Here is a 21,354-nt window from a genome sequence, read left to right on the forward strand (position 1 = left end):
TCAGCCTCGCAACTTCGGGTCGAGGGCCTCGCGCATGGACTCGCCGAGCAGGGTGAAGCCGAGGGCGGTGATGATGATCCCGACGGCCGGATAGGCGGCCATCATCGGCTCGTTGTCGAAGAAGCGCTGTGCCTGGGAGAGCATCACGCCCCACTCGGGAACGGCCGGGTCGGGGTTGCCGAGCCCCAGGTAGGACAGGGCCGCCGCCTCGATGATCGCGGTGGCGAGGCTGAGCGTGGCCTGGACGATCACGGGGCTCAGCGAGTTGGGCAGGATCTGCGTGAGCACGATCCGCTTGCGCCGGATGCCGACCGCCTTCGCGGCGAGCACGTAGTCCGCGCCGCCCTGCACCAGCATCGAACCGCGCAGCAGGCGGGCGAAGATGGGGATCTGGACGACACCCACGGCGATCATCACGGTGGTCAGGGACTGGCCGAGGACCGCCGCGATGGAGACGGCGAGCAGCAGCGAGGGCAGCGACAGCATGATGTCGGTGAAGCGCATGATCACGGTGTCGACGCGCTGCCCGGCCTTGCCGCCGAGAGTGGCGGCGGCTCCGGAGAGCACACCGACGAGCGCGCCGACGATCAGGCCGATGAGCATGGAGACCACGCCCACGAGCAGCGTCTGCCGGGCGCCGACGAGCCAGCGCGAGAACATGTCGCGGCCCAGGTGGTCCAGGCCGAACCAGTTCTCGCCGCGCATGCCGACGAACTTGCCCTGGTTGGGGAAGACTTCGCTGCGCCAGTTCTGCGCGGTCGCTCCGTGCGGGGCCAGCATCGGCCCGACGATCGCGACGACGATGAACGCGGCGATGATGGCCGCACCGATGATCGCCATCTTGCTGGAGCGCATGCGCCGGAACGCCTCGCGCCACAGGCTGCTGCCGCTGACGCTCTCGGTGCTCTGGGTCAGCTCGGCAAGACGGTCGATCTTGTCGGCTTTGTTGGTCAGGATCGTCACGTCAGTGCACCCGCACTCTCGGGTCGATGATGCTGTACGCGAGGTCGACCAGCAGGTTGATCAGCACGTACACCATCGCGATGAAGAGAATGAACCCGACGAGGACCGGGTAGTCGCGGCCGTCGATCGCGGTACGGATGAAGGAGCCGATGCCTCCGAAGTCGAAGACGGACTCGGTGAGGACCGCGCCCGAGAGCAGGCTGCCGGTCAGCAGGCCGACCGCGGTGATCACCGGCAGCAGGGCGTTGCGCAGCACGTGCCGGCCGCGCACGGTGCCCTTGTCGAGGCCCTTGGACTCGGCGGTACGGATGTAGTCCTCGCCGAGCACCTCCAGGACGCTGGCCCGGGTCATCCGGACGATCACGGCGAGCGGGATGGAGGCGAGGGCGACGGCGGGCAGGACCAGGTGCATGATCGCGTCCCAGCTGGCGTCGAACTCGCCGGTCAGCAACCCGTCCAGCACCGCGAATCCGGTGACGTCGGTGGCGTTGATACCGGTGGTGAGGCGGCCCTGGCTCGGGAACCAGCCCAGCTCCACGGAGAAGATCCCGCGCAGCAGCATGGCCAGGAAGAAGACCGGGATGCAGATGCCGAGCAGCGATCCGGAGACCGAGGCGACGTCCAGCCAGCCGCCGCGCCGCTTGGCTGCCAGGTAGCCCATCGGGATGCCCACGACCACGGCGATCAGGATCGCGGCGACGCTGAGCTCCACGGTGGCCGGGAAGCGCAGGGCGAACTCGTCCCACACCGGCTGGCCGGTCTGGGTGGAGGTTCCGAGGTCGAGCTCGAAGATGCGCTTGAGGAAGCGCCAGTACTGGACGTGCACCGGCTCGTCGAGCCCGAGTGCACGGTTGATTCTCGCCACTTCGGCTTCGGTGGCCCGCTCGCCCAGGATCGCTGAGGCGGGTCCGCCGGGCAGTCGGTTCAGCCAGAGGAACAGCAGGACCGACAGGCCGAGCAGGGTGGGAATGAGCTGGAGAAGTCTTCTTACGACGAGTCGCAGCACCCCGCATGCCCCTTTCTCACGTGCGTCGATGCGGGTCCGCCCGGCCACCTGGTTGCTGTGGCCGGGCGGACCCGCTGGTGTGCGATTACTTGAAGGAGACCTCGGCGAAGTTCTCCTGCGTCAGCGGGGAGACCTTCGGCGGGTTGACGTTCTTCGCGAACGCGATGGCCGGGGGCGACGAGGAGATCGGGACGCCCGGGATGTACTCCATGATGGCCTCGTTGGCCTTCTTGTAGGCCTCGGTGCGGCCGGCCGGGTCCGTGATCTTGGAAGCGGCGTTCACGGCGTCGAAGACCTTCTGGTCCTTGAAGCCCCACTGCTTGTCCGGTCCGGCGAACCAGGTGCCGATGAAGTTGTAGCCGTCGTTGAAGTCACCGGTCCAGCCGAGCATGTGCAGGGCGCAGGAGCCCGCCTCGGTGGCGTCCAGGTAGTCCGGGGCCCACTTCATGGCCTTAGGCTTGATGGTGATGCCGGCCTTCTCCAGGTCGGCCTTCATCAGCTCGAACATGTCCTGCGGGGCAGGCATGTACGGGCGGGTGACCTCGGTCGGGTAGCAGAAGTCGATGGAGAGCTTCTCCTCGCCGGCCTGCTTGAGGAGGTCCTTCGCCTTGGCGGTGTCGAACGGGTAGGTCTTCACCTTGTCCGAGAAGCCGGCGACCGTGTCGGGCATGAACTGGGTCGCGACCTTGCCGCCCTCGGGCAGCTGGGTGTTGACGAGGTTCTCGCGGTCGATGGCGTGGGTGATCGCCTGACGGACCTCGGGCTTCTTCAGCGCGGGGTTCGCCGACTGGCTCATACCGAGGTAGAAGATGTTGAAGACGTCACGGGTCGGAACCTCGTAACCCTCCTTCTCCAGCGTCGTCACATCGGCCGGCGCGACCAGGTCGTAGCCGTCGATGTCACCCGCCTGGAGCGCCTGGCGGCGGGTCTCCTCGGTGGAGATGGTGCGGAAGACCAGGTTCTTCACCTTGGCCTTGGCGCCCCAGTAGTCGTCGAAGCGCTCCAGGGAGACTTCCTTGTTCCCCTTGTTCCACTTGACGATCTTGTACGGGCCGGTGCCGGCGACCGTGCCGGCCTCCTGGCTGTACTTGGGGTACGTGATCGCGTCGCCCTTGGCGGTCGCGTCCTGCTTCTCGTACTCCTTGATGGCCTTCGGCGAGTGGATCGCGAGCGCCTGGAGGGAGAATCCGCCCGGAAGGTTCGCCGAGGGCTCGTTCACCTCGATGACGGCCGTGTTCTCGTCCTTGGCGGTGCAGGACTTGTAGTTGGGCTTGGGCGCCTCGGCGTCCTCGTTCTTCGCGAACCCGCCCATGATGGTCTGCCAGTAGTAGGAGACCGCGCTGGACTGGTACGTGCCCTTCCAGTTGAACCAGTGGTCGTAGTTCGCGCAGACCGCGGCGGCGTTGAACGCCTCGCCGTCGTGGAACTTGACGTTCTGGCGGAGGTTGAACGTCCAGACCTTGCCGGCCTCGTCGCTCGACCACTTCTCGGCGAGACCGCCGACGAGCTTGCTGCCGCCGGGCTCGTGCTCCAGAAGCGCCTCGAAGGCCTGGCGCGTGACGCGGAACGTCTCGCCGTCGCTCGCGAGGGCAGGGTCGAGGGAACCGGGGTCACCGGCTCCGGCGAAGACGAAGGTGTCCTTGTCGCCCCCCTTGGCGTCACCCCCGTCCCGATCGCTGGAACAGCCCGTGGCGATCAGCCCGACAGCGACCGCTGTCGTGATCGCCCGGACAGCCCGGGACTTGAATATTCGCATGGGTCCACCCCTGGTTCGCCATGTGGTGAGGTTTGATGGCCGCACACTACAGACGGTGCCCGCCGCAAGAGAACAGTCCGGATAGCGGTGAGACCTAGTCGAGACCCGGACAGTTAACAAACCGTCCAGTTCCGGGACATCCTCACGGGGGAAGTTAACAAGCCGGACATCGAGGGGAGTTCGACGGAGGGTGACCGAGGGCGTGACCGAAGGCGGAGCCCTCCCCCGCGACGGTGGTCCTTCGGGTCGGCGGGGCCCTGCGGGTCCTGCGAGGTCTTTCGGCTCAGCGCGGAAGCGGCGGGTAGCCGTAGCCCGGGGCGGCGGCCGGCGGGGGGCCCGCCGGGGCGTGGGCCTCGCGGTCGTAGAACGGGCGGGTGTTGGCGCGCAGCCACATGCCGACCGGGTCGTACTCGTCGGAGAGCGCGACGGTGGAGACGGGCAGCCCGTCGGGGACCGCGCCGACCGACTGCCGCATCATCTCGCGCACCGATTCGACGGCGGCGCGGCCGGTGTCGTAGAGGTCGAGGCCGATCGCGAGATACGGGACGCCGACCGCCGGGTGCACCCAGGCGCGGCGCAGGGAGCGGATCGCGGGGGTGCGGTGGGCGTTCTGGGTGAGCAGGGCGTAGAACTGCGGGAGCTCGATGGCGGGTTCGCTCAGCCGGAGCGGTCCGGCGGGCAGCCGGTCGAGGCCGGTGGCGATGCGGCGCAGATCGAGCCAGGGGATGCCGACGCCGCCGCCGGGGGCGTGCGGGTTGAGCCAGATGCCCCAGCGGTCGGGGAACAGGGTGCGGGCGATCTCGCGTCCGGTGACCAGCTCGTGGGCACGGTTCCAGCCACTGGCGGAGAGTTCCTGGGCGGAGGTGACGCAGGGGGCGTACCCCAGGCCGTCGATCTCCATGTTCCCGTACTGGGCGTCCGGCGAGCCCGCCGTGCCGTGCCAGAGGAGCATCCAGATCCGGCCCTCGGCGACAGCGGAGAGCAGCTCCTCGTAGGCGTCGTAACGCCCGGGGGTCACCTGGCGGAGCAGCTGCTCCACCTTTCCGGCCGCCGCGGTGCCTGACGCACTCACCCTGGGTTCCGCCCCTCGTCGATCCGTCGCAGATCCGTCGCATTCACGCCATCGCTCCCGGGCACACGGGAGCGACCACGCCATCAAACCAGCTTATGCGCCACTTCAGGGACCGACTTGACGCCATGGTCCCGCGGCGCCCGGTCCCGGGGCGCTCACCGGCCCTCGCGCCGGTGAACCGGTGGCCCTCAGTGGCCCTCGCGGCGGTAGAACGGGCGGACCTTCTCCCGCATCCAGTCGCCGACGAGGTCCTGGGCCACATCGAGCAGGACCAGGTTGACCGGCCAGGGCACCTGGACCCGGCCGAGCGCCCGGCCGATGGCGTCCATGGGGGCGCTCTGCCCGGCTCCGTCCCAGGTGGCGAACTCGACGCCGACGAAGAGGACCGGGTCGCCGCCCTCGATGCTGGCCAGCGTCCGGCGAGCGGTGCTCACGACTCCGGTGGCCTCGAACTCCTCGGACACGGCGGTGAGGAAATCGACCGGATCGTGCTGCCAGTCCGGCTCGAACAGCCGGACCCGGCCGCCGGTGGCGGGTCCGTCCAGGGCGGTGCGGCCCGCCCGGCAGAGCTCGGCGACGGCGGGCGGCGGCAGGGGTATGCCGACGGCGCCGCCCGGGTTCACGGCGATGCCGACCTGCGGGGGCAGGCCGCGGGCGAAGTCGCGGGCGGGCGCGACGGTGAAGGACATGTGGCTGCCGACGCAGCTGAGGAACTGGGCCTCGGAGCTGAAGACGGGGACGAAGGCCGCGCCGTCGATCTCCATCATCGGCAGGTCGAGGTCAGCGCTCGCGGGCGTGCCGCCGTTCGGCAGGGGCACCCAGACCGAGCTGCGGCCGAGCACCTCGACGAGGCGGCCGCCCGCGTCCGGGACGCCGAGCGAGGCCGTCAGCACCTCTTCGAGCTCGTTGGCGGGCCACCCCTGCTGGGGGTGGGCCGGTGCGGGTGCCGGAATGTCCACTGGCTCTGTGCCCTCTCTCAACCGCCCGGGCCGCGCCGCGGCGGCCCTCTGCTCCGGCCAGCACCCTAACCTCAGCGGGCGGTGGAAGCTCCGGCGTCCGTGAAGGAGATCCGGCCGAGCGCCCCCGCGGCCTCGCGGTCGAGCAGCACCGCGGAGGTGCAGCCGGCGGGCAGCAGGCCCTGTTCGGTGTCGCGGAGCAGCCGGGCCACCGCGTGCCGGTGACGGGCGAAGGCGTAGCCGGAGACCCCGCGCCCGCGTTCGCGCTGGCCCTGCCGGGCCACCTCGGGCGTCACGTCGAGCAGGATCAGATGGAGGGTGCGGCCCCGGGCCGCGGCGTGCCGGGCGAGCCAGCGGCGCACCCAGGTCTGGGTGCCGCAGTCGTGCACGACGACGGATTCGCCGGAGCGCAGGGCCTTGCGGAGGCCCAGGTAGTGCGCGGCGCGGACGAGGGGCCGGTAGAGGGCGTAGGGCAGTAAGCCGGGCACGGCGGCGGCCCAGCTGTCGCGGGTGTTCTGGGAGTCGATGGCACGCCCCCGCACGGCCCGCCGGATGAGGGTGGACTTACCGCTGCCGGGCAGCCCGGAGACCACGACGATGTCACCGGCGGTGAGATCGAGGCTGTACGGGCCGGAGCCGGTGCGCCCGCGCAGGTCACGTACCACCGGCGCAGGGTTGTCCAGCAGCTCCCGCGCGGGAGCGCTGCGCCGGGCGGGCACCGCGCCGTGCGCGACCCCCGCGGCCGGTACCGACCGCTGCAACGTCATCGCCCATCCCCCTGCTGTCGGGTCTCGCACGTCTGCTCCTGAAGTGTAAAGAAAAGGCAATGCGGCACAACCGACATCGGACCCGCCGTCCGGATCATGCCCCGATCGCGGGGCTTCACGTCTCCGGGGAACGGAGTGGAGACCGGGCCCCCACTCCGGCCCGATGCATGCGATGATGACCCCGCCAACTGCATACCGGCCGTTCGAATCCGCGCGGGAGAGTTCCGGCCACAGTGTGAGCCGGGCGCCGAAGGAGCAAGATCCTCCCTTGAATCTCTCAGGCCCCGTACCGCGTGGATGAGGCAGATCTGAAAAGCGAGTCGTCCCACGACTCCACCCAAGGTGCAAGCCGAGCCCCCTGAACAGGGGCGCCCTCCAGGGGCATACCCCGTCAGGGGCTATCGGCGAACCTCTCAGGTTCCGATGACAGATGGGGAGGATTTTCCGTCCTGACGTCGTCATGCCCTGGAGCCGTATCCATGAGCACTGCCCCCCGTCTCACCGCCCTCGACGCGCTGCACCGCTCGCTCGGCGCCACCATGACCGACTTCGCGGGCTGGGACATGCCCCTGCGGTACGCCAGCGAGCGCGACGAGCACAACGCCGTACGCACCCGGGCCGGTCTCTTCGACCTCTCCCACATGGGCGAGATCACCGTCACCGGGCCCGAGGCCGCCGCCTTCCTGAGCTACGCGTTGGTGGGCAATATCGCCACCGTCGGCAACGGCCGGGCCCGCTACACGATGATCGTCCAGGAGGACGGCGGGATCGTCGACGACCTGATCGTCTACCGCCTGGGCGAGACCGAGTACATGGTCGTCGCCAACGCGGGCAACGCCCAGATCGTGCTGGACGCGCTGACCGGGCGCGTCGGCGGCTTCGACGCCGAGGTGCGCGACGACCGGGACGCGTACGCGCTGCTCGCGGTCCAGGGCCCGGAGTCCCCCGCGATCATGAAGGCCGTCACCGACGCCGACCTGGACGGGCTGAAGTACTACGCGGGCCTGCCGGGCACGGTCGCCGGGGTCCCGGCGCTCATCGCCCGTACCGGCTACACCGGCGAGGACGGCTTCGAGCTGTTCGTCGCGCCCGAGCACGCCGAGCAGCTGTGGCGGGCGCTGACCGAGGCCGGCGCGCCGCACGGCCTGATCCCGTGCGGTCTCTCCTGTCGGGACACGCTGCGCCTGGAGGCGGGCATGCCGCTGTACGGGCACGAGCTGACGACCGCGCTGACCCCGTTCGACGCGGGCCTGGGCCGGGTCGTGAAGTTCGAGAAGGAGGGCGACTTCGTCGGCCGTGAGGCGCTGACGGCCGCCGCCGAGCGCGCCGAGACCGCCCCGCCGCGCAAGCTGGTCGGCCTGATCGCCGAGGGCCGCCGGGTCCCGCGCGCCGGTTTCCCGGTCGTGGCGGACGGCAAGGTGATCGGTGAGGTCACCTCCGGCGCCCCCTCCCCCACCCTGGGCAAGCCGATCGCCATGGCGTACGTGGACGCGGCCTTCGCCGCGCCGGGCACCGAGGGCGTGGGCGTGGACATCCGGGGCACGCACGAGCCGTACGAGGTCGTCGCGCTGCCGTTCTACAAGCGCCAGAAGTGACATTCCGGAACAACCCGGACCCTCATATCGGCGTGCGGACGTCACGGAAGTGACGTACCTCCGTCTCACACCGCAAGACCACCGTTCATCAGCACTCCCCCGCGTACAGGAGAATTCAGGTCATGAGCAACCCCCAGCAGCTGCGGTACAGCAAGGAGCACGAGTGGCTGTCGGCCGTCGAGGACGGTGTGGCCACGATCGGCATCACGGAGTACGCGGCCAACGCGCTCGGTGACGTCGTCTACGCCCAGCTCCCGGAGGTCGGTGACACGGTGACCGCGGGCGCGACCTGCGGCGAACTGGAGTCGACCAAGTCCGTCAGCGATCTGTACTCGCCGGTGACCGGTGAGGTGACGGCGGCCAACCAGGACGTCGTGGACGACCCCTCGCTGGTGAACTCCGCTCCCTTCGAGGGCGGCTGGCTGTTCAAGGTGCGCATCGCCGAGGAGCCGGCCGATCTGCTCTCCGCCGACGAGTACACCGCTTTTACCGGCAACTGAGACCTTAAGGGACCCCTGATGTCGCTTCTGAACTCCTCTCTCCACGAGCTGGACCCGGACGTCGCCGCCGCCGTCGACGCCGAGCTCCACCGTCAGCAGTCCACCCTCGAGATGATCGCCTCGGAGAACTTCGCTCCGGTCGCCGTCATGGAGGCGCAGGGCTCCGTCCTCACCAACAAGTACGCCGAGGGCTACCCCGGCCGCCGCTACTACGGCGGCTGTGAGCACGTCGACGTCGTCGAGCAGATCGCGATCGACCGGATCAAGGCCCTGTTCGGCGCCGAGGCCGCGAACGTGCAGCCGCACTCCGGCGCCCAGGCGAACGCCGCCGCGATGTTCGCGCTGCTGAAGCCGGGCGACACGATCATGGGTCTGAACCTGGCCCACGGGGGTCACCTGACCCACGGCATGAAGATCAACTTCTCCGGCAAGCTCTACAACGTGGTCCCGTACCACGTCGACGAGAGCGGCCTGGTGGACATGGAGGAGGTCGAGCGCCTCGCCAAGGAGTCCCGGCCGAAGATGATCGTGGCCGGCTGGTCCGCCTACCCCCGCCAGCTGGACTTCGCCGCCTTCCGCCGGATCGCGGACGAGGTCGGCGCGTACCTGATGGTCGACATGGCGCACTTCGCGGGTCTGGTCGCGGCCGGGCTGCACCCCAACCCGGTGCCGCACGCCCACGTCGTCACCACCACCACGCACAAGACCCTCGGCGGTCCGCGCGGTGGCGTGATCCTCTCCACCCAGGAGCTCGCCAAGAAGATCAACTCGGCGGTCTTCCCGGGCCAGCAGGGCGGCCCGCTGGAGCACGTGATCGCGGCGAAGGCGGTCTCGTTCAAGGTCGCGGCGGGCGAGGAGTTCAAGGAGCGCCAGCAGCGCACCCTGGACGGCGCCCGGATCCTGGCCGAGCGCCTGGTCCAGCCGGACGTCACCGAGGTGGGCGTCTCCGTCCTCTCCGGCGGCACCGACGTGCACCTGGTCCTGGTCGACCTGCGCAACTCCGAGCTGGACGGCCAGCAGGCCGAGGACCGGCTCCACGAGGTGGGCATCACGGTCAACCGGAACGCCATTCCGAACGACCCGCGTCCCCCGATGGTCACCTCGGGCCTGCGGATCGGCACCCCGGCGCTGGCCACCCGCGGCTTCGGCGCCGAGGACTTCACGGAGGTCGCGGAGATCATCGCCTCCGCCCTCAAGCCGTCGTACGACGCGGACGACCTCAAGGCCCGCGTCGCCGCGCTGGCCGAGAAGTTCCCGCTGTACCCCGGGCTGAAGTAGCACCTGGCCTGCGGTTCCGCGCATCCGGACGGGGCACCGCGCACACTGGAGAAAAGTGAGCGCGGTGCCCTGTTCCTTGCCCCCCGAATCGGCTTTTCTCCCGCTTGCCCCGCTTGTCCCGCACCACCAGGCAGACAACGGCGTCTTCCCACCCCCCAAGGAGTCCTCCCGTGGCCATCTCGGTCTTCGACCTCTTCTCGGTCGGTATCGGCCCCTCCAGCTCCCACACGGTGGGACCGATGCGCGCCGCCCGGATGTTCGCGCGCCGCCTGAAGAACGAGGGCCTGCTCGCGCACACCGCCTCGATACGGGCCGAGCTGTACGGCTCCCTCGGCGCGACCGGGCACGGACACGGAACGCCCAAGGCGGTCCTGCTCGGCCTGGAGGGCGAGTCGCCGCAGACGGTCGACGTGGAGACGGCGGACACGCGCGTCGACGAGATCCGCTCCACCGGCCGGATCAACCTGCTGGGCATGCACGAGATCCCGTTCGCCTTCGACGACGATCTGGTCCTGCACCGCCGCAAGGCGCTCCCGTACCACGCCAACGGCATGACGATCTTCGCGTACGACAGCGAGGGCGCGCCGGTCCTGGAGAAGACGTACTACTCGGTCGGCGGCGGCTTCGTGGTGGACGAGGACGCGGTGGCCGGGGAGAACCCGATCGTCCCGGACGACACGGCCCTCAAGCATCCCTTCCGCACCGGCGACGAACTGCTGCGGCTCTCCCGCGAGACCGGCCTGTCGATCTCCTCGATGATGCTGGAGAACGAGCTGGCCTGGCGCACCGAGGCGGAGATCCGCTCCGGTCTGCTGGACATCTGGCGCGTCATGCAGGCCTGCGTCTCGCGCGGCATGTCCCGCGAGGGCATCCTCCCCGGCGGCCTCAAGGTCCGCCGCCGCGCCGCGAACTCGGCCCGCCAGCTGCGGGCCGAGGGCGACCCGCAGGCCCACGCGATGGAGTGGATCACCCTCTACGCGATGGCGGTCAACGAGGAGAACGCGGCGGGCGGGCGCGTCGTCACCGCCCCCACGAACGGCGCGGCGGGCATCATCCCGGCCGTTCTGCACTACTACATGAACTTCGCGTCCCACGGCTGCACCGAGGCGGAGAAGGAGGACAGCGTCGTCCGCTTCCTCCTCGCGGCGGGCGCGATCGGCCTCCTCTTCAAGGAGAACGCCTCGATCTCCGGCGCCGAGGTCGGCTGCCAGGGCGAGGTCGGCTCGGCCTGCTCGATGGCGGCCGGCGCCCTGGCGGAGGTCCTCGGCGGCTCCCCCGAGCAGGTGGAGAACGCCGCCGAGATCGGCATGGAGCACAACCTGGGCCTGACCTGCGACCCGGTCGGCGGCCTCGTCCAGATCCCCTGCATCGAGCGCAACGGCATGGCGGCGGTGAAGGCGGTCACGGCGGCGCGGATGGCGCTGCGGGGCGACGGCAGCCACAAGGTCTCCCTCGACAAGGTCATCAAGACCATGAAGGAGACGGGGGCGGACATGAGCGTGAAGTACAAGGAGACGGCGCGGGGCGGACTCGCGGTGAACATCATCGAGTGCTAGTGGAACAGGCTCTGACGAGCGCATTCGCGCCTTCCGGTGTCTACGGCACCCTCTGGTACGACTCGTTCGTCGCCACCGGCGGCTGCAAGCGGGTCTCCGAGCTGCCGGACGGCGGCGTCTCAGGTGACACGGCCGTGTCTCCGGTGACATTGATTGCGTATCCGTGGAACCGCCTCCTCGGATATCCGTAGCCACGGCCGTGACATAGCTTCGGGCCGCGGTGACCGGGCTTGCGGAAGGAGCCTGCGCGCGTCGTCCTTCGGGGTCCCAGCCCGGAGGGCCCTGCGCCCTGCGGGTCAGCAGTCGGCCGGGCGTGCTCCGCTGCGCGCCGTCTCGCCGAAGGGCCTTCCGTACGTCCGGGCATCCGCGTCACGTCCGGGCATCCCCGTCCCCCGCGCGCACTGATCGTGACCACGGGCGACTGTCCGTGAAGAGGTACGTCCGTTGTCGTTCGCCGAGAATGGGCCTGGGCATCACTGTGGTGGGCCCGGGCCACGGGACGACGGAGAGCGAGGGTGGCAGACGTGATCGCGACGTGTGGTTCTGCCCGGCGGTCCCTCGCCCGCGCTTTCGCCGACCGTGACGCCGGGCCGGTGCTGCTGTTCGTCGAAGGCTCCGCCGGGCTGGGCAAGACGCATCTGCTGCGCGGACTGGCCGAGCTGCCCGAGACGCCGGACGTGGCCCGGCTGTGGTGGCGGTGCGGGGCGGCGGGTGGCGGGCCGGAGGAGGACGAGGCCTGGCGGGAGCCGACCCTGTTGCTGGTGGACGACGTCCACCAGGCGGACGAGGACGAGCTGCGACGGCTTCGCCGGGTGCTGGCGGGGATGGAGCCCGGTTCGGCGGCCGCCGTGGCCTACCGTCCCGAGGAACTCCCCGTCCCCGGGATGCCGTTGGGCGGCACCGCCATGACGTACCCCTTCCGGCTGACCGTGCTCAGGGACCGCCTGGCGCCCTGGGACGAGGAACGCGTGCGGCGGGCCGCGGCGGAGGTGCTGGGCGGGAGCGAGAGCTGTACGGCCGAGGCCGTGAGCGCGCTGCGCGAGCGTACCGGCGGAGTTCCCCGGGCGGTCGTCGATCTGCTGGCCATGCTGCGGGAACAGCGCCCCGCCTTCACCGGTACGGCCGCCGAGGTGGCCGCGGCCGGTGTGCCCACCCGGCTGGCGGAGCTGGTGCTCAGCCGTACGTACGCGTTGTCCCCGGCGCACCGGCCGCTGGTCTGGGCTGCCGCCGTCCTGGACGGGCCCGCCGCCCGCGACGATCTGATCGCGGTCGCGGGGCTCGGGGCCGTACCGGGGAGCGACGCGCTGCTGCGGGCCCTGGAGAGCGCGGCCCTGGCGGAGCTGGGTGAGGGGCGTTACGGCTTCGCCGTCCCGCTGGCCGCCGCTGCCGTACGGGACACCGTGCCCGGTCCCGTACGGCAGGATCTGCACCGGCGGGCGGCCCGTGTGCTCCGTCGCGGTCAGCCCGTGGCGTGGGCGGCCGTGGGTGAACACCACCGGGCGGCCGGCGACTACCGCGGCTGGCTCAGGGCGGTGGAGAAGGCGGCCGAGTCGGCGGCGTCGTCCGGCCGGCACCAGGAGGCGATCACCCTGCTGGAGCGGACGCTCGCCACCCCCGGCATCCCCCCGCAGGCCCGGGCCCGGCTGGCGCCGCTGCTGGCCCGGAACGCGGTGACCGGGCTGCGCTCGGACCAGACCGTGGAGGTGCTGGAGCAGATCGTGCGGGACGCGGATCTTCCGCCGGCCGTACGCGGGGAGCTGCGGCTCGACCTGGGGCTGATGCTCTCCAACCAGATGGGCCGGTTCGAGGAGGGCTGGCGGGTGCTGGAGGTCGCCGCCGCCGAACTGCGCGAGGTACGGTCCGCGCTCGCCGCCCGCGCGATGGCGGCCCTGGTCACCCCCTACTGGCCGGGCGCCTCCCTCGACGTCCACCGGGGGTGGCTGATCAAGGCCTCGGCCGCCGCGGACGACAGCGGGGACGACGCCATGCGGACGGCGGTGCTGGCCAACCATGTAGGTCTCGCCATGAGTTGGGCCGACCCCGAGGCGTGGGACCTGGTGGCGCGACTGCCCGTGCAGAGCACGGACCCCGCCTGCGTCCGGCAGGCGGCGCGCGGTCTGTGCAACGCCGCGGACTCCGCCGTCTGGCTCGGCTTCTACCGGCGCGTGGACGGTCTGCTGGCCGAGGGCCGCGAGCTGGCCACGCGCAGCGGAGCGCCGTACACCGAGCACAGCGCGTCCGGTACGCGGCTGCTCCAGGAGTTCTGGACCGGCCAGTGGCTGGGGCTGGCCAAGCGGTGCGAGGAGTTCGTCGCCGACACCGCGGACATGCCGTTCCTCTCCTCCGACGCCTACGTCGTACGCGGCCTGCTCGCCGTCGCCCAGGGCGACTGGGGAGAGGCCCGGTCCTGGCTGTCCCAGCGCGGAACGTTCGGTACGGAGAACCTGCCGGTGCCCCTGGGCGCGACCGCCGCCGGTGCCGTGATCCGCCTGACGCTGGCCCGCCAGGAGGTGGCGGACGCGGCGGAACAGGCGCGGGCGGCGTGGACGGTGGTGGCCGAGAAGGGGGTGTGGCCCTGGGCCGCGGAACTGGCGCCGTGGGCCGTGGAGGCCCTGGCCCGGGCGGGCGACACGGCCACGGCGCACGCCATGGTCCGGGATTTCGCCCAGGGGCTCGGAGAGGCGGACGCGCCGGCTGCCAGGGCCGCGCTGTCCTGGAGCCGGGCCGTACTCGCGGAGAGCGAGGCGCTGGGCGAGGGGCGGCCGGACGGTCTGCTGGCAGCCGCGGAGACGTACCGGAAGGCGGCGGCGGCCTACGCGGAGCTCCCGCGCCCCTACAGCCAGGCACTGACCACCGAGGGCGCGGGGCGCTGCGTGCTGGCGGCGGATGCCGCGGGCGGCGGCGGGGAGGCCGGGGACGGCGGATCGGACGAGAGCTCCTCCGGCACCGCAGCCCCGGCGGGCTCAGAAGGCCCCGCGAGCCCCCCTGGCTCCGCCTGCGACCGTGCCGCCACCGCCTCGGCGATCGCCGAGCTGGAATCCTGCGCGCAGCAGTTCACCGACCTGGGCGCCGTCTGGGACGCGACGCGGGCCAGAGCCCTGTTGCGTACCCGGCAGCCGGCCAGGAAGGGCCGTCCGCCCGGGCGCCCGTCGCACTCCGACCAGCTGTCCCCCCGGGAGGCGGAGGTCGCCCAGCTCGCGTCCTCCGGTCTGACCAACCGGGAGATCGCCGCGACCCTGCATCTGTCCCCGCGGACCGTGGAGCAGCACATCGCCGGGGCCATGCGGAAGACCGGCGCGCTCTCCCGCCGCGACCTCGCCCACCGGCTCTGAACTCACCGGCTCCGCGGAGCGTCCAGGGGCAGGAGGGGCCTGGCCTCCCAGAAGCTCCGGTCGTGCTCCCAGACGGCCACGGTCGCGGCCGCCCAGTCGAACACCCAGCCGGAGCGGACCCCGCGCGCTCCCCAGCCGTCGGGGCGTCGGCGCGGGATGGCGAAGCCCGCCTTCTGTGCGGCCACCGCCGCGTCGCACGCCTCGCGCGCGATGCGCAGGGCATCCGACTCGGTCTCCGCGCACCCGGTGAAGATGTGCAGGCCGCACCGCTCGGGCTGCACGGCGTGCCGGGTGGGGACATTGACCTGGAAGTAGAGCTCGGCCATGACGCCATCTCCTCGGTGTCGCGGTTTCCTGCCCTACCGGCGGCGCGGCTGCGACGGATGCGCGCCGACGGGGCTGATTCCCGCGCGTCGGGTCCACCACTGGCAGGTTCTCCCAACGTACGAGGCGCGCCCGGACCGCAATATCCGGAATGACCCGATCACCTATACGTATCTCGTGCCCATCCCGGGCGGATCCCGGTGCCCCACGGCGGGCCCGGCGGCACTCGCACCGGAGCGGGCCGGACCGTACGCACAACGCCGTATCCGTGATTCACGCCCACGGATGGAAGTGCGCACGCTCTGTCACTAGGTTCCATCCACCGACGCAAGCATCGCCATGCCCATGACCAAGGGAAGCATGAGCACCTCCATGAAATTCATCCGCCCCGGAATCGTGGCAGGATTCTTCGCACTTCTGCTCGCCGGCGGCTGCCAGTTACCCACGACGGAGACCGCGAACGAAAAGCCCATCACCATCGGGACCTCCAGCGTTCTGGCCGGACTGGATCCCGCCGGGGTGTACGACGCCGGTTCCTGGGCGGTTTTCACCAACATTTACCAGAACCTGCTCACCTTCGAACCGGGGTCGCCCACCCCGAAGCCCGACGCGGCCGAGTCCTGCGAATTCACCTCCCCCGCACTCACCACGTACCGGTGCGAACTCCGTGACGGCCTCACGTTCTCCAACGGGAACTCCCTCACGGCGAAGGCGGTGAAGCATTCGTTCGAACGCATTCTGCGGATCCGCGATCCGCTGGGGCCCGGGCCGTTGTTCGCGAACCTTCTTTCCGTGGATGCCCGGGGTTCCGTCGTGACGTTCCACCTCGCGACCGCGGACGCCACCTGGCCGTCGAAGATCGCCACAGGGGCCGGGTCCGTCGTCGACCCGGCGGAGTTCCCGGCGGACCGGCTGCGGGAGGAGAAGAGCGCCTCGGGATCGGGCCCCTACGTCATCGCCTCCTACACGGCCGGGAAATCCATCACCCTGAAACCGAACGCCGGGTACGACGGCGCCGTGACCAAGCGGGGAGTGGCGGTCGAGGTCCACTACTTCGAGACGGCACAGAACGTCGAGGAGGCCTGGAACGCCCGGACGGTCGACATCGCCTATGCGGGACTTCCGGCCGCCACCCTCGCCGAGATCGACCCCGGCGACCCCGACGTACGCCTCTCCACCGGGGACAGCGCCGAGGCGCACTATCTCGTGCTGAACGTGCGCTCCCCGCGAGAACCCCTGGGGCATCCCGAGACCCGCAGAGCCCTGGCCTCGCTCATCGACCGCGGGCACCTGGCGAGCGAGGTGTTCGAGCACACGGTGACACCGCTGTACTCGCTCGTCCCGCAAGGCGTCGTCGGACACAGCACGGCGTTCTTCGACCGCTACCCGGAGGCGGACACCGCGCATGCGGCCCAGCGCCTGCGGTCCGCCGGGGTCACCACCCCGGTACGTATCGAACTCGGCCATCAGGCCGGTGTCGCCGCCGTCGAGGCGCGCGTACTGAAGGAGCAGCTGGAGAAGGGCGGCCTGTTCCGGGTCGAGCTCACGGAGGTGCGCGACTTCACCACGTATCAGAAGCGCTGCCTGAAAGGCGAGTTCGACGTCCACCTCTACCAGTGGATACCCGACTTCCCCGACGCGGACACGTTCGTCCAGCCGTTGGTGGGGACCGGGAACGTCCTGGGCAACGGCTACACATCGGCCGAGGTCGACCATGCCATCAGGGACACCCAGCGGTTCACCGATCGCAGCAAGGCCATGCAGCGGTTCCGGGCGGTCCAGGACACGATCGCGAAGGACGCTCCCCTCATTCCCGTCTGGCACAGACAGCGCCAAGTCGTGACGCGCTCAAGCATTCTGGGCGGGCATCTGCTCGCCGAGGACGCCATCTGGCGCCTGTGGGAACTCCGTCGGCTCTGAGGCGCAGCGAATCCCCGAAGCTGCCCCGCATTATCTGCGTATCCGTGAATTCAACGATCCGGGTATCTCGGCGAACGCCGGGCCTCAATAGTTCTGCTCGCGGCGAGTTCTGAACCCGCCGCCGGACAGAGCCCGGCGCTTCACCCCCCATACGGGTTTCTGGCCGTCATCCGGAAGGAATCAGCATGCGCAACACACGTCAGTACAGCCTTGCCGCCGCGGGCGTCCTGCTCTCGGCCGCCACGGTTCTGGGCACCCAGACCATGGCTCAGGCGCAGGACGCGGCGGCCACTCCCCGCTACCAGCCCGAGATGGTCGAGGCGTTGGCCGCCTCGCTCGGCGTGAGCGAGAAGGCCGCGGTCGAGCGGCTGGACCGGCAGGACGCCCAGCAGGCCAAGCTCACCGGCCTGCAGAAGCGCGGCATATCCGGCGACGGTGCGTTCTTCGACGCCTCGGGCCGGCTGACCGTCAACGCCGACGACCGGGCCGAGGAGGCCCGGATCGAGAAGGCCGGCCTCGACGCCCGGGTGCCCGCCAGGGGCCAGGCCGAACTGGACAGAATCAAGGCCGAGCTGGACCGGCTCGCCGCCGCCAAGACCCCCTCCGGCGTGGTCGCCTGGTCCGTGGACCTGCCCTCCGACCAGGTGACCGTCAAGGTCAACAACGAGCGGGGAGCCGCCGCCAAGGCGTTCCTCGCCGAGGCCGCCGAGCACGGCTCCGCCGTCCGGATCGTGCGGGGCCAGGAGAAACTGGAGGCCAAGGCCGCCATCTATCCCGGCTCCAAGATGACGTTCAACAACACCACCCAGTGGTGCTCCGTCGGCTACGGCGCCCGTGACAGCTCCGGCAGGCAGTACCTGGTGACCGCCGGGCACTGCGTCACCAACACCCTGCGCTACGACGGTGCGGCCTTCGCCCAGGGCTACCACTCCCGCTACAAGCTCGGCACCCGCAGCGTCGACATGGGCATCCTGTCCATCAACTCCGGCCACTCGATCACCACCAGCGTCGGCACCTGGGGCAACAGCAGCCCGGTCGCCGTCCGGGGCGGCACCCGCGCCTCGTCCGGCGCCGCGGTCTGCAAGTCCGGCGCCACCACCGGCTGGACCTGCGGCACGATCGGCTCGTACAACAACACCGTCACCTACGTCGACCGCAACGGCGGCCCCGACACGGTCGTCAGCGGCCTGGCCACGTCCAGCGTCTGCGTCGAGGGCGGCGACAGCGGTGGCGCGTACATCTCCGGAAACCAGGCCCAGGGCATGACCTCCGGCGGCCCGACCAACCAGCAGTGCACCGGCGGGGTCAACTCGCGCGGCTCCTCGTACTTCCAGCCGCTCGACGACAGCCTCCGCTACTACGGGCTGACGCTCAACACCAACTAGGCACCCACGAGGCGCCGACGGGGACACCCCGCACAGCACCGGCCGGGGGCCGCTCGCACGACCTGCGAGCGGCCCCCGGTCGCGCCACTACCCGCATTATGGGACAAATCACCCTATATATTGCTAGCTTTCCCTGGTTGGCCGATGACCGCACCGACGAGGGAACCCATGAGCCATCCCGAGGCCCCGCCCCGACCGGCCGCCAAACTGTCGCTCCCGACCCTGACCGCGATGGTGGTCGGCTCGATGGTCGGGGCCGGAGTCTTCTCGCTGCCCAGTCGGTTCGCGCAGGAGACCGGGGTCGCGGGGGCCCTGATCGCCTGGTCGGTCGCCGGGACGGGCATGCTGATGCTCGCCTTCGTCTTCCAGGCGCTCGCCGTGCGGCGGCCGGACCTGGACGCCGGTGTGTACGCGTACGCGAAGGCGGGGTTCGGCGAGTATCTCGGCTTCTTCTCCGCCTTCGGCTACTGGGCCAGCGCCTGCGTCGGCAACGTCACCTACTGGGTGCTCATCATGTCGACGGTCGGCGCGGTGGCGCCCGTGCTGGGCGACGGTGACACGGTGACGGCGGTGGTCGTCTCCTCGGTGGGGCTGTGGGGGTTCTTCCTGCTGATCCGGCGAGGCGTGAAGGAGGCGGCGGCGATCAACCGGATCGTCACCGTCGCGAAGATCGTGCCGATCCTCTTCTTCGTCGTCCTGGCGCTCTTCTACTTCGAACCGTCCGTCTTCGCCGACAACTTCAGCGGGACCGCCGAGGCCGGCACTCTCTTCGACCAGGTCCGGGGCACCATGCTCGCGACCGTCTTCGTGTTCCTCGGCGTCGAGGGGGCCAGTGTGTACTCGCGGCACGCCAAGCGCCGCGAGGACGTCGGCCGGGCCACCGTTCTGGGCTTCCTGAGCGTCTTCGCCGTCTTCGCGTCCGTCACGATCGTCAGTTACGGGCTGCTGCCGATGGCCGAGATCGCCGAGCTGCGGCAGCCGTCGATGGCCGAGGTGCTGGAGTCGGCCGTCGGGACGTGGGGGAAGGTCTTCATCAGCGTCGGCCTCATCGTCTCCGTGCTCGGCGCCTACCTGGCCTGGACCCTGATGGCTGCCGAGGTCCTCTTCGTCGCCGCCGAGGACAGGGACATGCCGCGCTTCCTGGGGCAGTCGACGGCGGCGGACGTGCCCGAGAACGCGCTGCTCCTGACCACGTGCCTGAGCCAGCTCGTGCTCGTCGTGACGCTCTTCTCCGACGACGCGTTCACCTTCGCCCTCGATCTGACCAGCGCGCTGAGCCTCATCCCGTTCCTGCTGGCCGCCGGCTTCGCGGTGAAGGTCGCGGCCCGGCCCGAGCGGTGGGGCTCGGTGGGGCGCTCCGCCCGCCGTGAGCTGGTCATCGCCGTCGTGGCGACGCTCTACACCGCGTTCCTGCTGTACGCGGCCGGGCCGAAGTTCGTCCTCGTCTCCTTCATCCTCTACGCCCCGGCGACCTTCCTCTTCGCCAAGTCCCGCCGGGAGCAGGGGCGCCGGATCTTCTCCCCGGGCGAAGCGGTGATCTGCGCGGTGTCGATGGCCGGCGCCGCCGTCGGCATCGCGGCGCTGGCCCTCGGCTGGATCGAGCTGTGAGCGCCGGCCTGTACGGACAGAACCCCGATGCATCGAGTGAAAGGCCCACCGTGACACCCACCGACCCCGCTTCCGTCCTCGGCGTCCACTCCGAAGTGGGGCGGCTGCGCAAGGTCCTGGTCTGCGCCCCCGGCATGGCCCACCGCCGGCTGACCCCGACCAACTCCGACGACCTGCTGTTCGACGACGTGATGTGGGTGGAGAACGCCCAGCGGGACCATGCCGACTTCGTCGACCGGCTCACCGAGCGCGGGGTGGAGGTCGTCGAACTGCACGCACTGCTCGCCGCCACCATGGAGATCCCGGAGGCCAGAACCTGGCTGCTCGACCGGAAGATCGACGCGAACGAGGTGGGTCTCGGGCTGGTCGACGACACCCGCGCCTTCCTCGACGCACTGACGCCGCGCCGGCTGTCCGACCATCTCATCGGCGGGCTGGCCATCGCGGACCTGCCGGAGGAGTTCCGCTCGGCGTACGTGGGTCTCGCCCGGGAGGGCACGGGGGCGCGGGAGTATCTGATGCCGCCGCTGCCCAACACCCTCTACACCCGCGACACCACCTGCTGGCTCTACAGCGGGGTGACGCTCAACCCGCTGTACTGGCCGGCCCGGCACGACGAGACCCTGCTGATGAAGGCGGTCTACACCTTCCACCCCGACTTCCGGGGCTCCACGATCTGGTGGGGCGACCCGGAGAAGGACTGGGGCCGGGCCACGTTCGAGGGCGGGGACATCATGCCGGTCGGCAACGGCGTCGTCCTCATGGGCATGAGCGAACGGACCTCCCGACAGGCGATCACCCAGGTCGCGGCGGCCCTCTTCGCGCAGGGTGCCGCCGAGCACGTCATCGTCGCCGGGATGCCGAAGCTGCGCTCGGCGATGCACCTCGACACCGTGTTCACCTTCGCGGACCGGGACATCGTCACGCTGTACCCGCGCATCATGGACGCCGTCCACACGTTCTCGCTGCGGCCGTCCGACCGGGCGCCCGGGATCGAGATCACCGATGAGGGCGCCACACCGTTCACCGAGGTCGTGGCCCGGGCCCTGGGCCTGCCCCAGCTGCGGGTGATCGAGACGGGCGGCGACGTCTACGCCTCGGAGCGCCAGCAGTGGGACAGCGGCAACAACGCGGTGGCCCTGGAGCCCGGCGTGGTCTTCACGTACGACCGGAACACCCAGACGAACGCGCTGCTGCGGCGGGCCGGGGTGGAGGTCATCACGATCGTCGGCGCGGAGCTGGGGCGGGGCCGGGGCGGCGGGCACTGCATGACCTGCCCGCTGATCCGCGACGCGGTGGCGTTCTGACGGTGTACGGGCCCGGATCGGGGTAGGGC

General features: G+C 70.6%; 16 protein-coding genes and 1 riboswitch. Of the genes, 9 read left to right on the forward strand and 7 right to left on the reverse strand.

The window, feature by feature from the left end:
* The 6 genes from IE140_RS00145 to IE140_RS00170 form a co-directional block, all read right to left on the reverse strand.
* Positions 1–963 carry an ABC transporter permease gene (locus IE140_RS00145; protein WP_093444685.1) on the reverse strand — a complete coding sequence of 321 codons (963 nt, stop codon included), beginning with the start codon at positions 961–963 and terminating at the stop codon, positions 1–3.
* Between the two features lies 1 nt (position 964).
* Complete coding sequence (locus IE140_RS00150; RefSeq protein WP_032770300.1) at positions 965–1,969, reverse strand: ABC transporter permease; 1,005 nt, start codon at positions 1,967–1,969, stop codon at positions 965–967.
* Positions 1,970–2,054: 85 nt separating this feature from the next.
* Positions 2,055–3,725 carry an ABC transporter substrate-binding protein gene (locus IE140_RS00155; RefSeq protein ID WP_150196272.1) on the reverse strand — a complete coding sequence of 557 codons (1,671 nt, stop codon included), beginning with the start codon at positions 3,723–3,725 and terminating at the stop codon, positions 2,055–2,057.
* Between the two features lie 283 nt (positions 3,726–4,008).
* Positions 4,009–4,797, reverse strand: coding sequence for an enhanced serine sensitivity protein SseB C-terminal domain-containing protein (locus tag IE140_RS00160; RefSeq protein WP_109180181.1), 789 nt, complete (start codon positions 4,795–4,797; stop codon positions 4,009–4,011).
* Between the two features lie 188 nt (positions 4,798–4,985).
* Positions 4,986–5,756, reverse strand: coding sequence for an enhanced serine sensitivity protein SseB (locus tag IE140_RS00165; protein WP_032770303.1), 771 nt, complete (start codon positions 5,754–5,756; stop codon positions 4,986–4,988).
* Positions 5,757–5,827: 71 nt separating this feature from the next.
* Positions 5,828–6,520, reverse strand: coding sequence for an AAA family ATPase (locus IE140_RS00170; RefSeq protein ID WP_150196271.1), 693 nt, complete (start codon positions 6,518–6,520; stop codon positions 5,828–5,830).
* Positions 6,521–6,724: 204 nt separating this feature from the next.
* Positions 6,725–6,822: riboswitch (glycine riboswitch) on the forward strand.
* A gap of 177 nt (positions 6,823–6,999) precedes the next feature.
* Here IE140_RS00170 and gcvT point away from each other — a divergent pair.
* The 5 genes from gcvT to IE140_RS00195 all read left to right on the forward strand — a co-directional run bounded on the left by gcvT (position 7,000) and on the right by IE140_RS00195 (position 14,781).
* A complete protein-coding gene (gene gcvT / locus IE140_RS00175; RefSeq protein ID WP_032780622.1) occupies positions 7,000–8,115 on the forward strand; it encodes a glycine cleavage system aminomethyltransferase GcvT in 1,116 nt (371 codons plus the stop codon).
* Positions 8,116–8,237: 122 nt separating this feature from the next.
* A complete protein-coding gene (gene gcvH, locus IE140_RS00180; protein WP_150196270.1) occupies positions 8,238–8,615 on the forward strand; it encodes a glycine cleavage system protein GcvH in 378 nt (125 codons plus the stop codon).
* Between the two features lie 18 nt (positions 8,616–8,633).
* Positions 8,634–9,893 (forward strand): serine hydroxymethyltransferase, encoded by a 1,260-nt coding sequence (glyA, locus tag IE140_RS00185; protein ID WP_093444690.1) that lies wholly within the window; start codon positions 8,634–8,636, stop codon positions 9,891–9,893.
* Positions 9,894–10,063: 170 nt separating this feature from the next.
* Positions 10,064–11,449 (forward strand): L-serine ammonia-lyase, encoded by a 1,386-nt coding sequence (locus IE140_RS00190; protein ID WP_093444691.1) that lies wholly within the window; start codon positions 10,064–10,066, stop codon positions 11,447–11,449.
* Between the two features lie 524 nt (positions 11,450–11,973).
* On the forward strand, positions 11,974–14,781 hold the full coding sequence (locus tag IE140_RS00195; RefSeq protein ID WP_150196274.1) for a helix-turn-helix transcriptional regulator: 2,808 nt from the start codon (positions 11,974–11,976) through the stop codon (positions 14,779–14,781).
* A gap of 2 nt (positions 14,782–14,783) precedes the next feature.
* Here the strand turns inward: IE140_RS00195 and IE140_RS00200 are convergent, their stop codons facing one another.
* The gene (locus IE140_RS00200) at positions 14,784–15,107 is read right to left on the reverse strand and encodes a hypothetical protein (protein WP_006127717.1); all 324 of its coding nucleotides are present in this window, start codon (positions 15,105–15,107) and stop codon (positions 14,784–14,786) included.
* 337 nt (positions 15,108–15,444) lie between these two features.
* Between IE140_RS00200 and IE140_RS00205 the strand changes: the two genes are divergently transcribed.
* The 4 genes from IE140_RS00205 to IE140_RS00220 all read left to right on the forward strand — a co-directional run bounded on the left by IE140_RS00205 (position 15,445) and on the right by IE140_RS00220 (position 21,325).
* A complete protein-coding gene (locus IE140_RS00205) occupies positions 15,445–17,025 on the forward strand; it encodes an ABC transporter substrate-binding protein (RefSeq protein ID WP_150196269.1) in 1,581 nt (526 codons plus the stop codon).
* A 185-nt stretch (positions 17,026–17,210) separates the two neighbouring features.
* Complete coding sequence (locus IE140_RS00210; RefSeq protein ID WP_109180174.1) at positions 17,211–18,410, forward strand: alpha-lytic protease prodomain-containing protein; 1,200 nt, start codon at positions 17,211–17,213, stop codon at positions 18,408–18,410.
* Positions 18,411–18,578: 168 nt separating this feature from the next.
* Positions 18,579–20,018 carry a basic amino acid/polyamine antiporter gene (locus tag IE140_RS00215; protein WP_150196268.1) on the forward strand — a complete coding sequence of 480 codons (1,440 nt, stop codon included), beginning with the start codon at positions 18,579–18,581 and terminating at the stop codon, positions 20,016–20,018.
* A gap of 50 nt (positions 20,019–20,068) precedes the next feature.
* Entirely contained in the window at positions 20,069–21,325 is a 1,257-nt protein-coding gene (locus IE140_RS00220) for an arginine deiminase (protein WP_093444704.1), read from the forward strand.
* Positions 21,326–21,354 lie beyond the last annotated feature (29 nt).

The sequence above is a fragment of the Streptomyces parvus genome, from assembly GCF_014648875.1.
Classification (GTDB): domain Bacteria; phylum Actinomycetota; class Actinomycetes; order Streptomycetales; family Streptomycetaceae; genus Streptomyces; species Streptomyces parvus.

Bases quoted from the DNA above. Each gene is read 5' to 3' on its own strand.
- IE140_RS00205 (WP_150196269.1), top strand. From the start codon at position 15,445: ATGCCCATGACCAAGGGAAGCATGAGCACCTCCATGAAATTCATCCGC.
- gcvT (WP_032780622.1), top strand. From the start codon at position 7,000: ATGAGCACTGCCCCCCGTCTCACCGCCCTCGACGCGCTGCACCGCTCG.
- IE140_RS00170 (WP_150196271.1), bottom strand. From the start codon at position 6,520: ATGACGTTGCAGCGGTCGGTACCGGCCGCGGGGGTCGCGCACGGCGCG.
- IE140_RS00215 (WP_150196268.1), top strand. From the start codon at position 18,579: ATGAGCCATCCCGAGGCCCCGCCCCGACCGGCCGCCAAACTGTCGCTC.
- IE140_RS00200 (WP_006127717.1), bottom strand. From the start codon at position 15,107: ATGGCCGAGCTCTACTTCCAGGTCAATGTCCCCACCCGGCACGCCGTG.
- IE140_RS00210 (WP_109180174.1), top strand. From the start codon at position 17,211: ATGCGCAACACACGTCAGTACAGCCTTGCCGCCGCGGGCGTCCTGCTC.
- gcvH (WP_150196270.1), top strand. From the start codon at position 8,238: ATGAGCAACCCCCAGCAGCTGCGGTACAGCAAGGAGCACGAGTGGCTG.
- glyA (WP_093444690.1), top strand. From the start codon at position 8,634: ATGTCGCTTCTGAACTCCTCTCTCCACGAGCTGGACCCGGACGTCGCC.
- IE140_RS00155 (WP_150196272.1), bottom strand. From the start codon at position 3,725: ATGCGAATATTCAAGTCCCGGGCTGTCCGGGCGATCACGACAGCGGTC.